This window comes from Microbulbifer sp. JSM ZJ756, assembly GCF_044383805.1.
GTDB classification, from domain to species: Bacteria; Pseudomonadota; Gammaproteobacteria; order Pseudomonadales; family Cellvibrionaceae; genus Microbulbifer; species Microbulbifer zhoushanensis.
On sequence record NZ_JBISER010000003.1, the window covers coordinates 264,401 to 279,792 of the forward strand.

General features: G+C 59.8%; 16 protein-coding genes. 13 read left to right on the forward strand and 3 right to left on the reverse strand.

What is annotated here, in order from left to right; translation table 11 throughout:
• Positions 1–13 precede the first annotated feature (13 nt).
• The 9 genes from atpB (at position 14) to rssA (ending at position 8,022) form a co-directional block, all read left to right on the forward strand.
• The gene (atpB, locus tag ACH6CX_RS07395) at positions 14–940 is read left to right on the forward strand and encodes a F0F1 ATP synthase subunit A (protein WP_232940330.1); all 927 of its coding nucleotides are present in this window, start codon (positions 14–16) and stop codon (positions 938–940) included.
• A 71-nt stretch (positions 941–1,011) separates the two neighbouring features.
• The gene (gene atpE / locus ACH6CX_RS07400) at positions 1,012–1,260 is read left to right on the forward strand and encodes a F0F1 ATP synthase subunit C (protein ID WP_067084854.1); all 249 of its coding nucleotides are present in this window, start codon (positions 1,012–1,014) and stop codon (positions 1,258–1,260) included.
• A gap of 69 nt (positions 1,261–1,329) precedes the next feature.
• On the forward strand, positions 1,330–1,800 hold the full coding sequence (locus ACH6CX_RS07405) for a F0F1 ATP synthase subunit B (RefSeq protein WP_232940328.1): 471 nt from the start codon (positions 1,330–1,332) through the stop codon (positions 1,798–1,800).
• Positions 1,801–1,812: 12 nt separating this feature from the next.
• Positions 1,813–2,349 carry a F0F1 ATP synthase subunit delta gene (locus ACH6CX_RS07410; protein ID WP_232940326.1) on the forward strand — a complete coding sequence of 179 codons (537 nt, stop codon included), beginning with the start codon at positions 1,813–1,815 and terminating at the stop codon, positions 2,347–2,349.
• 52 nt (positions 2,350–2,401) lie between these two features.
• A complete protein-coding gene (gene atpA / locus ACH6CX_RS07415; RefSeq protein ID WP_232940324.1) occupies positions 2,402–3,946 on the forward strand; it encodes a F0F1 ATP synthase subunit alpha in 1,545 nt (514 codons plus the stop codon).
• Between the two features lie 84 nt (positions 3,947–4,030).
• Positions 4,031–4,891, forward strand: a complete 861-nt coding sequence (gene atpG, locus ACH6CX_RS07420; protein ID WP_232940322.1) for a F0F1 ATP synthase subunit gamma — start codon at positions 4,031–4,033, stop codon at positions 4,889–4,891.
• A gap of 34 nt (positions 4,892–4,925) precedes the next feature.
• Positions 4,926–6,338, forward strand: a complete 1,413-nt coding sequence (gene atpD, locus ACH6CX_RS07425) for a F0F1 ATP synthase subunit beta (protein ID WP_232940320.1) — start codon at positions 4,926–4,928, stop codon at positions 6,336–6,338.
• 82 nt (positions 6,339–6,420) lie between these two features.
• A complete protein-coding gene (locus ACH6CX_RS07430) occupies positions 6,421–6,840 on the forward strand; it encodes a F0F1 ATP synthase subunit epsilon (RefSeq protein WP_232940318.1) in 420 nt (139 codons plus the stop codon).
• A gap of 186 nt (positions 6,841–7,026) precedes the next feature.
• The gene (gene rssA, locus ACH6CX_RS07435) at positions 7,027–8,022 is read left to right on the forward strand and encodes a patatin-like phospholipase RssA (RefSeq protein ID WP_237062282.1); all 996 of its coding nucleotides are present in this window, start codon (positions 7,027–7,029) and stop codon (positions 8,020–8,022) included.
• An 87-nt stretch (positions 8,023–8,109) separates the two neighbouring features.
• Here the strand turns inward: rssA and ACH6CX_RS07440 are convergent, their stop codons facing one another.
• Positions 8,110–8,247, reverse strand: coding sequence for a hypothetical protein (locus ACH6CX_RS07440; protein ID WP_237062280.1), 138 nt, complete (start codon positions 8,245–8,247; stop codon positions 8,110–8,112).
• A 282-nt stretch (positions 8,248–8,529) separates the two neighbouring features.
• On the opposite strand from ACH6CX_RS07440, the gene ACH6CX_RS07445 reads away from it, so the two are divergent.
• Entirely contained in the window at positions 8,530–9,582 is a 1,053-nt protein-coding gene (locus tag ACH6CX_RS07445) for a hypothetical protein (RefSeq protein ID WP_396675249.1), read from the forward strand.
• A gap of 149 nt (positions 9,583–9,731) precedes the next feature.
• A complete protein-coding gene (locus tag ACH6CX_RS07450; protein ID WP_237062269.1) occupies positions 9,732–10,361 on the forward strand; it encodes a glutathione S-transferase family protein in 630 nt (209 codons plus the stop codon).
• Positions 10,362–10,371: 10 nt separating this feature from the next.
• Here ACH6CX_RS07450 and ACH6CX_RS07455 read toward each other — a convergent pair whose 3' ends face one another.
• On the reverse strand, positions 10,372–11,676 hold the full coding sequence (locus ACH6CX_RS07455; RefSeq protein WP_334078368.1) for a glycosyltransferase family 4 protein: 1,305 nt from the start codon (positions 11,674–11,676) through the stop codon (positions 10,372–10,374).
• 473 nt (positions 11,677–12,149) lie between these two features.
• Between ACH6CX_RS07455 and ACH6CX_RS07460 the strand changes: the two genes are divergently transcribed.
• Positions 12,150–12,998: a formate/nitrite transporter family protein gene (locus tag ACH6CX_RS07460; RefSeq protein WP_232940306.1), complete on the forward strand. Its 849-nt coding sequence runs from the start codon at positions 12,150–12,152 to the stop codon at positions 12,996–12,998.
• Here the strand turns inward: ACH6CX_RS07460 and ACH6CX_RS07465 are convergent.
• Positions 12,989–13,879 carry a cation diffusion facilitator family transporter gene (locus tag ACH6CX_RS07465; RefSeq protein ID WP_334078369.1) on the reverse strand — a complete coding sequence of 297 codons (891 nt, stop codon included), beginning with the start codon at positions 13,877–13,879 and terminating at the stop codon, positions 12,989–12,991. The two genes, ACH6CX_RS07460 and ACH6CX_RS07465, sit on opposite strands and share 10 nt — an antisense overlap.
• A 136-nt stretch (positions 13,880–14,015) precedes the next feature.
• On the opposite strand from ACH6CX_RS07465, the gene glmU reads away from it, so the two are divergent.
• Positions 14,016–15,377 carry a bifunctional UDP-N-acetylglucosamine diphosphorylase/glucosamine-1-phosphate N-acetyltransferase GlmU gene (gene glmU, locus ACH6CX_RS07470; protein WP_232940302.1) on the forward strand — a complete coding sequence of 454 codons (1,362 nt, stop codon included), beginning with the start codon at positions 14,016–14,018 and terminating at the stop codon, positions 15,375–15,377.
• The last annotated feature ends 15 nt before the right edge of the window (positions 15,378–15,392 follow it).

A 15,392-nucleotide genomic window follows, 5' to 3' on the forward strand; every position in this document is an offset into this window, starting at 1 on the left:
GTGCTGAGGAACTATGGCAGGCGAAGCTCAAACCGCGACGGATTATATCCAACACCACCTGCAGAACATGGCCTACGGCAAGCTGCCGGCGGGTTACACCCGCGCTGACGGCACTGTTCTGAGTGAGAGCACCTGGACCATGGCCCACTCCTCCCGGGAAGCTGCGGACATGGGCTTCTGGGCAATTCACCTGGACAGCCTCGGCTGGGCCATCGGCCTGGGCCTGCTGTTCTGCTTCCTGTTTGCCCGCGCCGCCAAGAAGGCTACCGCCGGTGTGCCGAGTGGTTTCCAGAGCTTCGTCGAGCTGACCGTCGATTTCGTCGACAAGCTGGTGAAAGATACCTTCCAGCACCGCAACAGCATGGTGGCGCCGATGGCGCTGACGATTTTCGTCTGGGTCTTCCTGATGAACCTGATGGACCTGGTTCCGGTGGACTGGCTGCCCATGGCTGCGGCGACGGCCGCGGGCAATGATCACCTGTTCTTCAAGGTCGTACCCACCACCGACCTGAACGTCACCCTGGGTATGGCTCTGGCAGTATTTGCCCTGATGATCTTCTTCAGCATCCGCGAAAAAGGTGCCCTTGGCTTTATCAAGGAGCTGACCCTGCACCCGTTCCACTCCGGCAAGTGGTACGTGGACATTTTCCTGATTCCGTTCAACCTGCTGCTGGAACTGGTTTCCCTGATTGCGAAGCCGGTCTCTCTCGGCCTGCGTCTCTTCGGTAACCTGTACGCCGGCGAGATGATCTTTATCCTGATTGCCATCGTCTTCGGCGTCGGCGTACTGGGCTTTATCGGTGCAGCGTTCCTGCAGCTGGGCTGGGCGATCTTCCACATCCTGGTGATCACCCTGCAGGCCTTCGTGTTCATGGTCCTGACCACGGTTTACATGTCCATGGCCCATGACCGTGAGGATGAGCACACAACTGATCACTGATTGGATTGGGGCGCGGCCCCAGAGAACTTATTTCCACAACTCTTAAACTCTCAACTTTGATGGAGAATACAATGGAAGCACTTGGTCTGGTTTACATCGCGAGCGCACTGCTGATTGGTCTGGGCGCACTGGGTACTGCTATCGGTTTCGGCACCCTGGGCGGCAAGCTGCTGGAAGGTTCTGCGCGTCAGCCGGAACAGGCTCCGGCTCTGCAGGGCAAAATGTTCCTGATGGCAGGTCTGCTCGACGCCGTACCGATGATCGGTGTTGGTATCGCCATGTACCTGATCTTCGCTGTCGCTCCTGGTCTGGCTGGTTAATTCCATCGTTCCAATTGCCCTTAACCCCCCCGTTCTTTTTATAAAGAGCAAAGAGCAAGAGGTGTCGGTGTGAATATCAACCTGACTCTAATAGGCCAGTCGATTACATTCCTGGTCTTCGTATGGTTCTGCTGGAAGTATGTATGGCCCGCCCTGCTGGGTGTCATGCAGGAACGTGAGCAGAAGATCGCCACTGGTCTCGAAGAGGCCGAGCGTGCTGGTAAGGATCTGGAGCTGGCCCAGCGCAAGGCCGCTGATCAGCTGAAGGAAGCCAAAGCGCAGGCTGCGGATATCATCGATGGTGCCAACAAGCGCGCCAACCAGATTCTCGACGAGGCCAAGCAGGCCGCAGTCGAGGAAGGTGATCGCCTGAAAGCCGCGGCCAAGGCCGAGATCGAGCAGGAAGTGAACCGTGCCAAGGAGCAGCTGCGCAGCCGCGTTGCCGCCCTGTCCGTGGCCGGCGCTGAGAAGATCCTCTCGGTTAATATCGATGCCAAGGCGCACGATGATCTGATCGACAAACTGGCAGCCGAGCTGTAAGCGAGGAACCCCATGGCGGAACTCAGCACACTGGCCCGGCCCTACGCCAAAGCGGCGTTTGCCTACGCGCAGGAAGCCTCCGATCTCGGCGGCTGGAGTACTGCGCTGGCAACGGCGGCCGCGGTCAGCCAAAGCGAGAAAGTTGGTGAGATGCTGGAGAACCCGCAGCTCACCAGCGATGAACGCGCAGACAAATTCCTGTCCATCTGTTCAGATGACCTCAGTGAATCCGGCAAGAACTTTATCCGGCTGCTGGCGGAGAACCACCGCCTGCCGCTGTTGCCGGAAATCTACGAGCTGTTTGAAGAGCTCAAGGCACAGGCCGAAGCCTCCCTGGAGGTGGAAGTCGTCTCAGCGCGCCCGCTCAGCGAAGCGCAGGCGCAGCAACTGACCCAGGCACTCAGCAAGAAGTTCGAGCGCGAGGTGCACCTGCACGGCTCCGTCGACGAGAGTCTCCTGGGCGGCGCGATCATTCGCGCCGGCGATACGGTCATCGATGGCACAGTGCGCGGCCGGTTGGCCAAACTCGCCGAGGCGATGAACTCCTAAACAACTTTCCCGGATGTCATCTCTGGCATCTTGGGAACTTGAGGAACAGAGCATGCAGCAACTGAATCCCTCTGAGATCAGTGAAATTATCAAGAGCCGCATCGAGAGTCTCGATGTGGACACACAGGCCCGCACCGAGGGCACCATCGTTTCCGTGTCCGACGGTATTGTCCGTATCCACGGCCTTGCCGACGTAATGTTCGGTGAGATGATCGAGTTCGATGGCGGCATCTTCGGTATGGCGCTGAACCTGGAGCGCGACTCCGTCGGTGCCGTAATCCTGGGCGACTACAAATCCCTGGCCGAAGGCCAGAAGTGTCGTTGCACCGGCCGCATCCTGGAAACCCCGGTGGGTCCGGAGCTCCTGGGTCGCGTGGTTGACGCCCTGGGTAACCCGATCGACGGCAAGGGTCCGCTGAATACCAGCCTGACCGACGCCGTGGAGAAGGTAGCGCCCGGCGTTATCGACCGCCAGTCCGTAGACCAGCCGGTCCAGACCGGCCTGAAGGCGATCGACACCATGATCCCGATCGGCCGCGGCCAGCGGGAGCTGATCATTGGTGACCGCCAGATCGGTAAGTCTGCCGTTGCGATCGATACGATCATCAACCAGAAAGGCACCGGCATTAAGTGTATCTACGTTGCCGTGGGCCAGAAGCAGTCCTCTATTGCCAACGTGGTGCGCAAGCTGGAAGAGCATGGCGCCATGGACCACACCATCGTGGTCGCTGCCGGCGCGGCCGACCCGGCCTCCATGCAGTTCCTGGCTCCCTACGTGGGCTGCACCATGGGCGAGTACTTCCGCGACCGCGGTGAAGACGCCCTGATCATTTATGATGACCTCACCAAGCAGGCCTGGGCCTACCGCCAGATCTCCCTGCTGCTGAAGCGTCCCCCGGGCCGTGAAGCTTACCCCGGTGACGTTTTCTACCTGCACTCCCGCCTGCTGGAGCGCGCCGCGCGTGTAAACGCCGACTACGTGGAGAAGTTCACCAACGGCGAAGTGAAAGGCAAGACCGGCTCCCTGACCGCCCTGCCGATCATCGAGACTCAGGCCGGTGACGTTTCCGCGTTCGTACCGACCAACGTGATCTCCATTACCGACGGCCAGATCTTCCTCGAGACCGATCTGTTCAACGCCGGTATCCGCCCTGCCATCAACCCGGGTATCTCCGTATCCCGCGTTGGTGGTTCCGCGCAGACCAAGGTGATCAAGAAACTCTCCGGTGGTATCCGTACCGCGCTGGCCCAGTACCGTGAACTGGCGGCCTTCTCCCAGTTCGCTTCCGACCTGGACGAGGCCACCAAGGCGCAGCTGGACCACGGTGAGCGTGTTACCGAGCTGATGAAGCAGAAGCAGTACAGCCCGCTGTCCATCGCGGAAATGGCTGTGTCTGTTTACGCTGCCGACAAGGGTTACCTGAACGACGTTGAAGTCAACAAAGTGCTGGACTTCGAATCCGCCCTGCTCGCTTACATGAACAGCGAACATGCAGAGCTGATGGAGAAAGTGAACAGCACCGGCAAGTACGACGACGAGATCGACGCCGCCTTCAAGGCCGGCATCGAGAAGTTTGTCGCTACCGGTAGCTGGTAAGCACCCTGGAGGCCTGCAGGGGCCTGTCCGGTTTCGGGCGAGCTCCTGCGGTTCTGAGAAATCCAGCGAACAAGGTAAATCACTATGGCAGGCGGAAAAGAAGTACGCACAAAAATTGCCAGCATCAAGAGCACGCAGAAAATTACCTCCGCGATGGAAATGGTCGCGGCGAGTAAGATGCGCAAGGCTCAGGATCGCATGGCACTGGGGCGTCCCTACGCCCAGCGCATACGCGCAGTGATCGGCCACGTCGCCAACGCATCGGCCGAATACCAGCATATCTACCTGCAGGAGCGCGAAGCCAAGCGGGTCGGTTTTATCCTGGTATCCACTGACCGCGGTCTCTGTGGTGGCCTGAACATCAATATGTTCAAGGCGGCTATTCGCGATATGCAGGCCTGGTCCGAGCGCGGCGTCGATGTCGAGATCTGCGCTGTGGGCAACAAGGCGGCCAGCTTCTTCAACACCATTGGTGGCAAGGTGGTGGCGGCCCTGCGCGATGTGGGTGACAACCCGCAGGCGAACAAGCTGATCGGTTCGGTGAAGGTCATGATGGACCGTTTTGCGGAGGGCGAAATCGACCGCCTGTTCCTCGTGTCCAACGAGTTCGTCAACACCATGTCGCAGAAGCCGCGTGTGGAGCAGTTGCTGCCGCTGCCGAAAGAAGACAACGACCAGCTCAAGCACGACTGGGACTACCTGTACGAGCCGGAGCCGGTGGACCTGCTGGACGGGCTGCTGGCCCGCTACATCGAGTCTCAGGTGTACCAGGCCGTGGTAGAGAACAAGGCCTGCGAACAGGCGGCGCGCATGATTGCCATGAAGAGCGCCACCGACAACGCCGGCGAGCTGATCGATGCGCTGCAGCTTGTTTACAACAAGGCGCGCCAGGCAGCGATTACCCAGGAGCTGTCCGAGATCGTGGGCGGCGCCGCAGCGGTTTAAGCGGCTGAACGAATTTTGATTTGAGGATCCGGAAATGAGTAACGGGCAAATTGTGCAAGTTATCGGGGCGGTAATCGACGTGGAATTCCCGCGTGACTCCGTGCCGAAGGTATACGACGCACTGCTGGTTGAGGACAAGAACCTCACCATGGAAGTGCAGCAGCAGCTGGGTGACGGCGTGGTACGCGCCATTGCCATGGGTTCATCCGAGGGTATCTCCCGCGGCCTGGCAGTGAAGAACACCGGTGCGCCGGTTTCCGTGCCGGTGGGCACAGACACCCTGGGCCGTATCATGGACGTGCTGGGCAACCCGATCGATGAGTGTGGCCCCATCGGTGGCGAGGGCGCTGAAGTAGAGCGCGCTTCCATCCACCGCGCTGCCCCCACCTACGAAGAGCAGTCCAGCTCCACCGAGCTGCTGGAAACCGGCATCAAGGTAATCGACCTGGTATGCCCCTTCGCCAAGGGCGGTAAGGTTGGCCTGTTCGGCGGCGCCGGCGTGGGCAAGACCGTAAACATGATGGAGCTCATCAACAACATCGCCACCGAGCACAGCGGCCTGTCCGTATTCGCCGGTGTGGGTGAGCGTACCCGTGAAGGTAACGACTTCTACTACGAGATGCAGGAAGCCGGCGTTGTAAACGTCGAGAACTTCTCCGAGTCCAAGGTAGCGATGGTTTACGGCCAGATGAATGAGCCGCCCGGGAACCGCCTGCGTGTGGCCCTGACCGGCCTGACCATGGCCGAGAAGTTCCGTGACGAAGGTCGCGACGTACTGCTGTTCGTCGACAACATCTACCGTTACACCCTGGCCGGTACCGAAGTATCCGCCCTGCTCGGCCGTATGCCGTCCGCGGTAGGTTACCAGCCGACCCTGGCGGAAGAGATGGGCGTCCTGCAGGAGCGCATTACCTCCACCAAGACCGGTTCCATTACCTCCATCCAGGCGGTATACGTACCGGCGGACGACCTTACCGACCCGTCCCCGGCCACCACCTTCGCCCACCTGGACTCCACCGTGGTACTGAGCCGCGACATCGCTGCCAAGGGTATCTACCCGGCCGTGGATCCGCTGGACTCCACCTCCCGCCAGCTGGACCCGCTGGTAATCGGCCAGGAGCACTATGAAGTGGCCCGCGGCGTGCAGTCCGTACTGCAGCGTTACAAGGAGCTGAAGGACATCATCGCCATCCTGGGTATGGACGAGCTGTCCGAGGAAGACAAGCAGATCGTGGCCCGTGCCCGTAAGATCGAGCGCTTCCTGTCCCAGCCGTTCCACGTGGCCGAGGTATTTACCGGTGCACCGGGCAAATACGTGTCCCTGAAGGAAACCATCCGTGGCTTCCAGGGCATCCTCGACGGCGAGTACGACAACCTGCCGGAACAGGCCTTCTACATGGTCGGCACCATCGACGAAGCGGTCGAGAAAGCCAACAAGGCCAAGTAAGCGCGGAACTCCCCGCCGCCCTGCCCGTCCGGGCACGGTGGCGGGAATTCGCAAGGCAAACTGCAGAGAATGAGGTAGCCTTATGGCTATGACTGTACATTGCGATATCGTGAGCGCTGAGGAATCCCTGTTCTCCGGACTGGTGGAGATGGTTATCGTCACCGGTGTCGAGGGTGAACTGGGTATCTCCTATGGCCATGCCCAGCTGCTGACAGCGCTCAAGCCGGGCCCGGTACGTATCATCAAGCAGGGTGGTGAAGAGGAAGTGCTGTATGTGAGCGGCGGTTACGCCGAGGTACAGCCCAACATGGTCACCATCCTGGCCGATGTCGCCGAGCGCGAGATCGACGAAGAAGCTGCGCAGAAGGCCCGCGAAGAAGCGGCCCACGCCCTGCACCAGGCTCCTTCCGAGGTCGACTACGCCCGCATTTCCGCCCAGCTGGCCGAGGCCGAGGCGCGCCTGCGCACCATGCAGGCCATCCGCAAGGCCGCCGGCAAGTAAGCAGCCCCTCCTACTCCCGGTAGGAACCTGTTTGCAGGCGATTAAAAAAGCAGCTTCGGCTGCTTTTTTTATGCCCGCTTGCCCGCCGTGTCGCGATCCATACCGGCCCGGGTATGAATCGCGGGAAAATCACCGAATGTTCCATCAGGTGTGAATAGGATCAGCTAAAAGTTCCAGGAGATTCCCATGGCATCCTCATCGAAGCCTTGTATCGGTATTGCCCTTGGCAGTGGCGCTGCGAAAGGCTTTGCCCACATCGGCGTGCTGAGTGCGCTGGATGAAATGGGCATTCGCCCCCAGGTGATCGCGGGCTCTTCCATGGGGGCATTCGTTGGTTCAGCCTATGCTGCCGGCTGCCTGGATAAACTCGAAGAATGGGTGAACATGCTGGATAACTGGCGGGTGTTCTCCCTGCTGGATATCAACTGGACATTCAGTGGCGGACTGATTGGCGGCAAGAAACCGTTCCAGGCCTTTTTTGAAGGCTTTGCCTACGAGAATATCGAGGAGTTGCCTGTCCCATTTACCGCGGTGGCAACTGACCTGAACAGCGGCCAGGAAATCTGGCTGCAGGAAGGCAACCTCAGCGACGCGGTGAGTGCCTCCTGCTCCATTCCCGGGTTGCTGTCCCCGAAGCAGGTTGCGGGGCGTTGGCTTGTAGATGGGGCGGTCGTAAACCCTGTGCCGATTGATGTCTGTCGCGCGATGGGCGCTACCTGCGTAATTGCGGTCGATGTTACCGAGGACGGGGTCTCAATGTGGGAACATCGGCAGGGGGAAGTGGAAACCCTGGCCAGCGATGGCGACAACAGTGAAGCACCCGAGACGCCTGCCCCCCTGCAGCGCGTGAATAAGGAAGTTTCCGCGGGGGTGTCCCTGGAGAAGCTACTGACGCAGGGCCGGCAACAGCTGGCGCAGATAGGAGACCGATTCACCAGGACCACGCCGTATGCTCCCGGAATGCTGGAAACCATGTCGACCTCCATGGAGATTCTTGAGCGACGTCACAAGCGCTCCCGGCTCGCAGGCTCCCCCCCGGACATCATGATCATCCCCAAGGTCGGTGGCATTGGAAGCATGGAATTTTCCCGGGCCGCCGAGGCGGTGGCGGCAGGCAGGGCCGAGGTCGAACGGGTAAAAACCTGGATTGAGGACGTGGTGCCGGCAAACCTGGAGCCGTAGTGCCCAAACCGGGAAATCCCGTCGTTCGGGGAATCGGGGCGTGGTAACGGTAATCTGGTGACATCACTATCGGAGCCAACACCTGGTTCAGATTGCAGGCTCCGTCAGTCGCTGCTGTTTGCGGATAAACTCCCGCGCCTCGCCAGCCTCTTTTCCCCTGCCGTCGTATTCACCGGCCTGCTCGAGTAGCAGGCAGTAGAATTTTTCCGCTACTGTAAGCAGCACCTTTCCATATCACAGGACTTGCCCGCGTGCGTTGCTGCGACAGGACGCAGTGCGTTTGCGACGGGTCCAGTCCCCACAGCGACCAGACGAATTGACCCATGACTCACCATCCGTCACTTTGTGTGTACGGCGGATACCTGCAGATATACCCGTCGGTATATCGATCACGTGATGCCAGCACAAGAAAAATGAACAAAAAATCGCATCACTGCTGGTGTGGACTCGGGAGAGTAAGTAGTCATGAGTGCAACTGGAATTTGCCGTCCCGGACGGGCGTTATCCATGGAGAGCACCACTGAGATTCTTGACGATTCCAGCTGGTTACCGGTTGACTACGATGCAGAGACAGATGAATTCCATTTCGCACAGGTGTCGATAGATCATATCGAGACAATGCCCTTCCATGATGGCCGGCACCCGCTGGCTGCCACCAATGACCTGGTTGCAATAACGGCAGAGAGGCTGCGCGGATGGCGTAGCGACCCCGCGCCCGGGGAAGTGACCGGCACCTTGATTATCCATTCTGGTTTCTGTGGTTCCACCCTGTTGAGCCGCGTACTGTCAGTTCCGGGCAAATCCTTTGTACTGCGGGAGCCGCGGGCAATTACCCGGTTATCCAACGCCTGCTTGCCGGGACTGGTTGATCCGGCCCACCTTAGCGAGACACAGAAGTTATTTGATCGCACTGTGGCGCGACTGTGCTTCTCAATGGCGCCTTATGCCAGGCCTGCGATCAAGCTGTCCAACTGGGACAATATCCTGCTGGCGACCGGCGGTGCAAAAAACGGAAATTACCGGATACTGTCGATGACCTGTGATCTCCGCGCCTATATCGTTGCAATATTCCGTGGCGGCAAGCCCCGGATCAGGCAAACCCTCGAACTACTTGAAAGGCTTCGCCAGGTGGGTTCAGTTCCCCCCAGTCTAGTGAGCGAGGCACAATCTTATCCCGGTTCCATGACCAGCATCTGTTGCCTGCTTGCCTGTGCCTATGCAGCCCAGGCCACCGCCATGTCGTCCGTGGCGGGCGGAACGGGGGCGACCGAGACCGCACCGTTAACGCTGGAATCATTGCGCGCGGATCCCGTCGAAAGCCTGTCCCGGGCCAACCGGCAACTGGAACTCGGGTTATCGACGCTGGAGCTGGCCCAGGCATGGGAAAGCATCGCCCCCAAACACGCCAAGGATCCGCAGGGCCAGGAATTTTCCCTGGACAGGGAAATACAGTTCGCCCGTGAGCTCGTGAATGAATGGGGTGATGCCATCGAGGCGGCGGTAATGTGGGCACAGCAGCGCGGAATCCCCGCCTCCCCTTCAGTAACCGCTGGATCCTGAATACCGACTTTATCCCGGAGCGGTACATCTGTACCTGCTGGGCGTTTGTGAATTATTTGTGATTTCCCGGCGCTGTCGCGCGTATCACTCGTCTGGACTGCAGCAACCGGAATAGACTCTCCAGTGTTTTCCACAGAGGACTTAGCCAAATGACTGATCAACTGGTTTTCTATACCAACCCCCAGTCTCGCGGACGCATTGTCCGCTGGATGCTCGAGGAAATCGGCCAGCCGTATGAGGTGGAGGTGGTCGAGTACGGCGCAGGGATGAAATCCGCCACGTTCCATGCCATCAACCCGATGGGCAAGGTGCCCGTTGTTGTTCACAATGGCCAGGTGGTGACTGAGACCGCTGCCATCTGTGCATATCTGGCAGAGGCATATCCGGAAGCAGGTCTCGCACCTACCCGGGAGGAACGGGCCGCTTACTATCGCTGGCTGTTCTTTACCGCGGGGCCCATTGAGGCGGCTCTGACCAACCGGAGCATTTTTGGTGGTGATCCCGCACCCGAAAAGCAGCGCATGGCTGGCTACGGCAATTATGGGCTGGCACTGGATGCCCTCTCCCGTGGGGTAACGGACAACCCCTATATCGCCGGCAAGCGATTCACCGCTGCGGATGTGTATGTCGGTGCCCAGGTTGGCTGGGGACTACAGTTCGGGACTATCGAAAAACGACAGGAATTTATCGATTATTTTGCCCGGGTGAGTGACCGCAAGGCTTTCCGCCGGGCTACCGAACTGGATGAAGCCCTGGCGGCGGAAACCAGCGACGCCTGAGGGGCACTGCTTAACCACACCGCGTTATGGCTTTTTCCGGCAGCGGCACCTTGCAACGCGGGGACTGGCCTGCCTTTAGTGTGGCGGCGTAAACCTCGACCATTTTCCCGGCCTTTTTCGACCAGTCAAACTGGCGCGTCACCTTGGCGCGCCCCGCTGCCCCCATGGCTTCAGCCCCGGCGGGGTCGGCAATGATTGCGCGCATCGCCTCTGCCAGCCGCACGATAAAATCCCGGCGGCCATTACCGGGATCGACAAGCATGCCGCATGCGGCGTCCAGGTAGTCCGCCGGCCCCCCCCAATTGGTGGCTATCACCGGCCGACCCATAGCCATGGCTTCCAGTACCACAGCACCGCCGCATTCATACATGCTGGGTAACACCAGGCAATCACATTGGGCCAGCTGTGCCGGGCAGTCCCGCTGCGGGACAAAGCCACGAAAGCGTACCTGCTGGCTGAGGCCGAGAGTGTTGGAAAGACGCTCAAGTGCAGGCCTTTCTGGACCGTCACCGATGATCTCCAGTTCCGGAGCAAGACCAGCTGAATTCAGGCGGGCCATGGCCTCGAGCAACATGTCGACACATTTCCAGTCCACCAACCGACCCAGGAATACGAAACGGCAGGAATCGGAGGCTTGCCTCTTTCGCGCCGGTCTTGCCTGGAAGAGTGAGAGGTCTACCCCATTCTCCACCAGCTCCACGATCTTCATTCCTGTCGTCACAGGAAGCGCCTTTCTCGTCCGGGCATTCGCGACGACCACTGTGGTGGCCCGAGGCTTGCCCGGTATGAATCGGTTGGCCAGGTGTGACAATGTGCGTCCCGCATCCATAAATGCCTTTTCCAGCCAGGCCTGCTGGTGGACAAAGCCATCGGGAAAGGTCATGCCACCGTTGAGCGGACCAAATACCACAGGCCGTCCCAGGTTGTGGATACTGGATGGGAGTCTGGGTGAAACCCGGATCGGGACATGTACCAGGTCTATACGCTCCTTGCGGATGAGCTGAAGGGCAATCCGCTTCTGTGCCCTTTCGGTCAGGAGGTCGACAGCGAATACGGTGGTGAAGCTGGCGATTCGCTGGGGTAGCAGGCGCCCGCAGCGATAGAGCAACCGGTGTAGCCATGAATCCTTCACAAAGTGGATCTGGTCCTGGCGCCCGGGGAACAGCCCTTCCAGTTCACGCCGGGCCCGTTCATGCACAATCATGGCAACTTCTATCCCGGCAGCGGGCAAATGGCGGAAATATTGCACAGGGAGCATTGCCTCACCACCAAAGGCCTCGGAAGCTTGCGGGGTAATCAGGAGAACCTTTTTCACAGTGTTTTTCATGGCTTGTCGGAATGTCAGCGGCAAAACAGTGCCGGTAACCCAATTGCAGGGCTACGCAGGTTTGAACCCGGGTTTATCGGTTAACCGGAAACAGGCAGGGGATTGGGATGTGGTCCATCCACTTTGGTGACGGTCCTCACCTGAAAACTGAATATGCGTCCCTGCATATGAAGTGATCATAAACCAGGAAAACTGAGAACACACCCACCGTGCATCGACGGTAAGCCCTCCCTGCTTATTGGGCCAGATGGTCACACCAGTGTTCAATTTTGCCATAGTCGCCAAGGCTGAAATGGTGGTTCCGGAAACTTGCGTCAGCTCGAGTCGAAATATCCCGTGCCTTCCGCCTGGTGGTGCCAGCCAGCGGCTTTGCGCAGGCCCATAATCCCGGATGGTCTAAGCTAAAAGCCTGCACAAGTGCGCCACACTTCGTGGTAGCTGCTGGAAACCAGGGCCGGTGCATGGCAACCAACGGTGATTCTGACAAACCCAAAAGCGACCGCGAAATACTGCAGGAGCAGATGGCCGCCAGCCTGCATGAGTACCGTCGCAATTCCTCCTCGCTGTTTATGTCCGCAACCGCTGCGGGCCTGGAAATTGGCTTCAGTTTCTTCCTTATGGCAGTGCTCTACACCCTGTTCAATGAAGACCTGGGGAAGAGCCAGCTGCACCTGTTGCTGGCCGCCAGCTATCCCATCGGTTTCGTAATGGTAATTATCGGCCGGACCGACCTGTTCACCGAGCACACTACCCTGGCGATACTTCCGGTCCTCGATCGTCGCAGAAGTGTCTGGGCTCTGGGCCGTGTCTGGGGGGTGATCTACAGCGGAAACCTGCTTGGTGCCCTGATGTTCGGCCTGCTGCTGGCCCAGTATGAGGAAGTGAGCCCCTATATTGATCCGCAGGCACTTTCACACTATGGCGTAAAAAGCCTTGAGCAGTCCGGCTCCGGGATATTCCTGGGGGCCGTGCTGGCAGGCTGGCTGATGGGCCTGTTGGGCTGGGTCGCCACTTCATCGCAGGATACGATCGGCCGTGTGGTGCTGATTATCCTGATCACCTTTGTGATCGGGGTTGGCGGCCTGGCCCACTGTGTGGCGGGATCCGTCGCCATGTTCAGCGGTTGGCTGGGCAATGCCGGTGCGATCGATACCAGCGAAATGCTGGGTTATATCGCCTGGGCCACCATTGGTAATACCGTCGGTGGCAGCGTATTCGTGGGGATGCTGAAGTATGGCTATGTCAGCAGCGACAAGGCAGCACAAGAAGAAAAGTCTGAAAAGCCCTGGCCCCGGCGATCTCAGAGGTAATCGGCGTCGGAGGTAAACATCACGTCGAATTCCTGTTCTTCTACCAGGTCAGCCATTCGCTCCACCAGAACCTCCCGCCAGGTATCGGCTTGGGAGATCGGGCACTGCTCCTGGTTTTCCTCCACCAGGATACGGGCGTGGAGGTAAATGCTGCGCCCGGCCTTGTTGATACTGAGAGACCAGTCCCGGGCCGGGATATCCCGGATGGCCCGGGTAAAGGCGCGGTGTATATCCAGTTGCAGCTCCGCCGACGGGGCCGCCAACAGCACTTCCATCAGGTTCCGGTACAGGATGCGGGCCGGAATCGGCAGCATCACCACCACCATTGCGATCACCAGCCAGGAATCCACATAGGGTAACCACGGACCCAGCCGCGCGCCCCAGATCCATACCACCGAAAATGCCACCAGCACAACACCGCTGAGGAAGCAGTCAATCAACCAGCTGAAGGCGTCCACCTGGATCAGGGTGGAGCCGGAGATCCGCCCAATCCGGCGAAGCACTATGTAGATTACCAGGCAACCGAGCATTGCCACCGCCGCATAAAGCACCGCCGGACCGCTTTCCACAGCGCGGCCGCCCCGGTACAGCGCAAACACCGCGGATGACAGGGCCATCAGCATGACGCCCAGGTTCACCAGGCTTTGCAGGACATTGAATGCGGGTTCGAAACTGGCATAGCCGAAGTGGAAACGCCGGTCCGGTGCGCGGTGCAGCAGCTGTGATACCCGCAGCATTACCAGCGACATGACAAAGTTCACCAGTGAAAAGACACCATCCAGGAAAATCGCAGCCGACCCGGAAAGGGAAGTAAAAAGGAACGCCAGTGCCGCCATCGCCAGGCAGCCGAGTATGGATAGCCACAAGCCCTTCCGTTCCACGTCCCCTCTCCTGCCCGCGCGCTTTTGCACGTGTGCAATAGTCTAGGTGCCGCAAGATGGCCCTGCGCTTGTGATCGCTGGTGGAACTGGCCACAATTGCCGCCCTAGTCTTACCGTTGAGTCAGAAAGAGGTTCCATGGCCACTGATATCGTTATTCTCGCTGCGGGCAAAGGCACCCGGATGCGCTCTGACCTGCCCAAGGTCCTGCACCCGATCGGTGGCGTACCCATGCTGGGTCGGGTGATCGAAACCGCGCAGCAGCTGGGGGATGTGGAAATTACCGTGGTGGTGGGTCACGGCGCCGAGTTGGTGCGGGAGCAGTATGCCGGCAGCGGAGTGAAGTTCGTCGAGCAGGCGGAACAACTGGGCACCGGCCACGCAGTGGCCCAGGCGATTCCCAACTTCCGTGCCGGTGCCACCGTACTGGTCCTCTACGGTGACGTGCCGCTGGTCAAGGCGGGCACCCTGCAATCGCTGCTCTCCTCCTCCGACCGGGGGCCGGCGTTGCTGTCGGTGGAAATGGCGAACCCGGCCGGCTATGGCCGTATCGTGCGGGACGACAGCGGCCGGGTACAGGCCATCGTCGAGGAAAAGGATGCCGACGCCGATACCCTGGCGATCCGCGAGGTGAACACCGGTATCCTGGCGGCACCGGCGGACCTGCTGAAGCAGTGGCTGCCGGAGCTCTCCAGCGACAATGCCCAGGGTGAGTATTACCTCACCGACGTTATCGCGCGCTCTGTCAGCGAGAATATTGGGGTAACCGGCGTGCGCGCCAGCGACCCGTTGGAAGTCGCCGGCGTCAACAGCCGCGCCCAGCAGGCACAGATGGAGCGTGCCCTGCAGCACGGTCGCGCGCTGGCGCTGATGAATGCGGGGGTTACTTTACTGGACCCGGCCCGCTTTGACCTGCGGGGTAGGCTCGAGTGCGGCACGGATGTTTCGATCGATATCAATTGTGTCTTCGAAGGCGAGGTGGTCCTGGGCGATGGCGTGCAGGTGGGCCCCAACTGCCTGCTGAAAAACTGCCGGCTGGCTGCAGGCACAAGGGTCGAGGCGAATTCCATAATCGAGGATGCACAGGTCGGCGAAGCCTGCGCCATCGGCCCGTTTGCGCGCCTGCGCCCCGGTACCGAGCTGGCGGACGGGGCCAAGGTGGGCAATTTTGTCGAGACCAAGAAGGCCCACATCGGCCGCGGCAGCAAGGTCAATCACCTGTCCTATGTGGGCGATGCCCGGGTGGGTGAGCAGGTAAATATCGGCGCCGGCACCATTACCTGTAATTACGATGGCGTTAACAAGTCACTGACTGAAATCGGTGACGGCGCCTTTATCGGCTCCAATACCGCCCTGGTGGCTCCAGTCCGGGTGGGTGCGGGGGCAACCGTGGGCGCCGGTTCCACCATCACCCGGGAGGTGCCGGATGAGGACCTGGCGGTGGCCCGCGGCAAGCAGCGCAACGTCAGCGGCTGGCAGCGCCCCACCAGGAAATCCTGATTCCAACAGCGGGGG

Excerpts from the sequence above, each read along its gene's own strand:
- atpB (WP_232940330.1), top strand. The coding sequence starts at position 14 with ATGGCAGGCGAAGCTCAAACCGCGACGGATTATATCCAACACCACCTG.
- atpE (WP_067084854.1), top strand. The coding sequence starts at position 1,012 with ATGGAAGCACTTGGTCTGGTTTACATCGCGAGCGCACTGCTGATTGGT.
- ACH6CX_RS07410 (WP_232940326.1), top strand. The coding sequence starts at position 1,813 with ATGGCGGAACTCAGCACACTGGCCCGGCCCTACGCCAAAGCGGCGTTT.
- atpA (WP_232940324.1), top strand. The coding sequence starts at position 2,402 with ATGCAGCAACTGAATCCCTCTGAGATCAGTGAAATTATCAAGAGCCGC.
- atpG (WP_232940322.1), top strand. The coding sequence starts at position 4,031 with ATGGCAGGCGGAAAAGAAGTACGCACAAAAATTGCCAGCATCAAGAGC.
- atpD (WP_232940320.1), top strand. The coding sequence starts at position 4,926 with ATGAGTAACGGGCAAATTGTGCAAGTTATCGGGGCGGTAATCGACGTG.
- ACH6CX_RS07430 (WP_232940318.1), top strand. The coding sequence starts at position 6,421 with ATGGCTATGACTGTACATTGCGATATCGTGAGCGCTGAGGAATCCCTG.
- rssA (WP_237062282.1), top strand. The coding sequence starts at position 7,027 with ATGGCATCCTCATCGAAGCCTTGTATCGGTATTGCCCTTGGCAGTGGC.
- ACH6CX_RS07445 (WP_396675249.1), top strand. The coding sequence starts at position 8,530 with ATGGAGAGCACCACTGAGATTCTTGACGATTCCAGCTGGTTACCGGTT.
- ACH6CX_RS07450 (WP_237062269.1), top strand. The coding sequence starts at position 9,732 with ATGACTGATCAACTGGTTTTCTATACCAACCCCCAGTCTCGCGGACGC.
- ACH6CX_RS07460 (WP_232940306.1), top strand. The coding sequence starts at position 12,150 with ATGGCAACCAACGGTGATTCTGACAAACCCAAAAGCGACCGCGAAATA.
- glmU (WP_232940302.1), top strand. The coding sequence starts at position 14,016 with ATGGCCACTGATATCGTTATTCTCGCTGCGGGCAAAGGCACCCGGATG.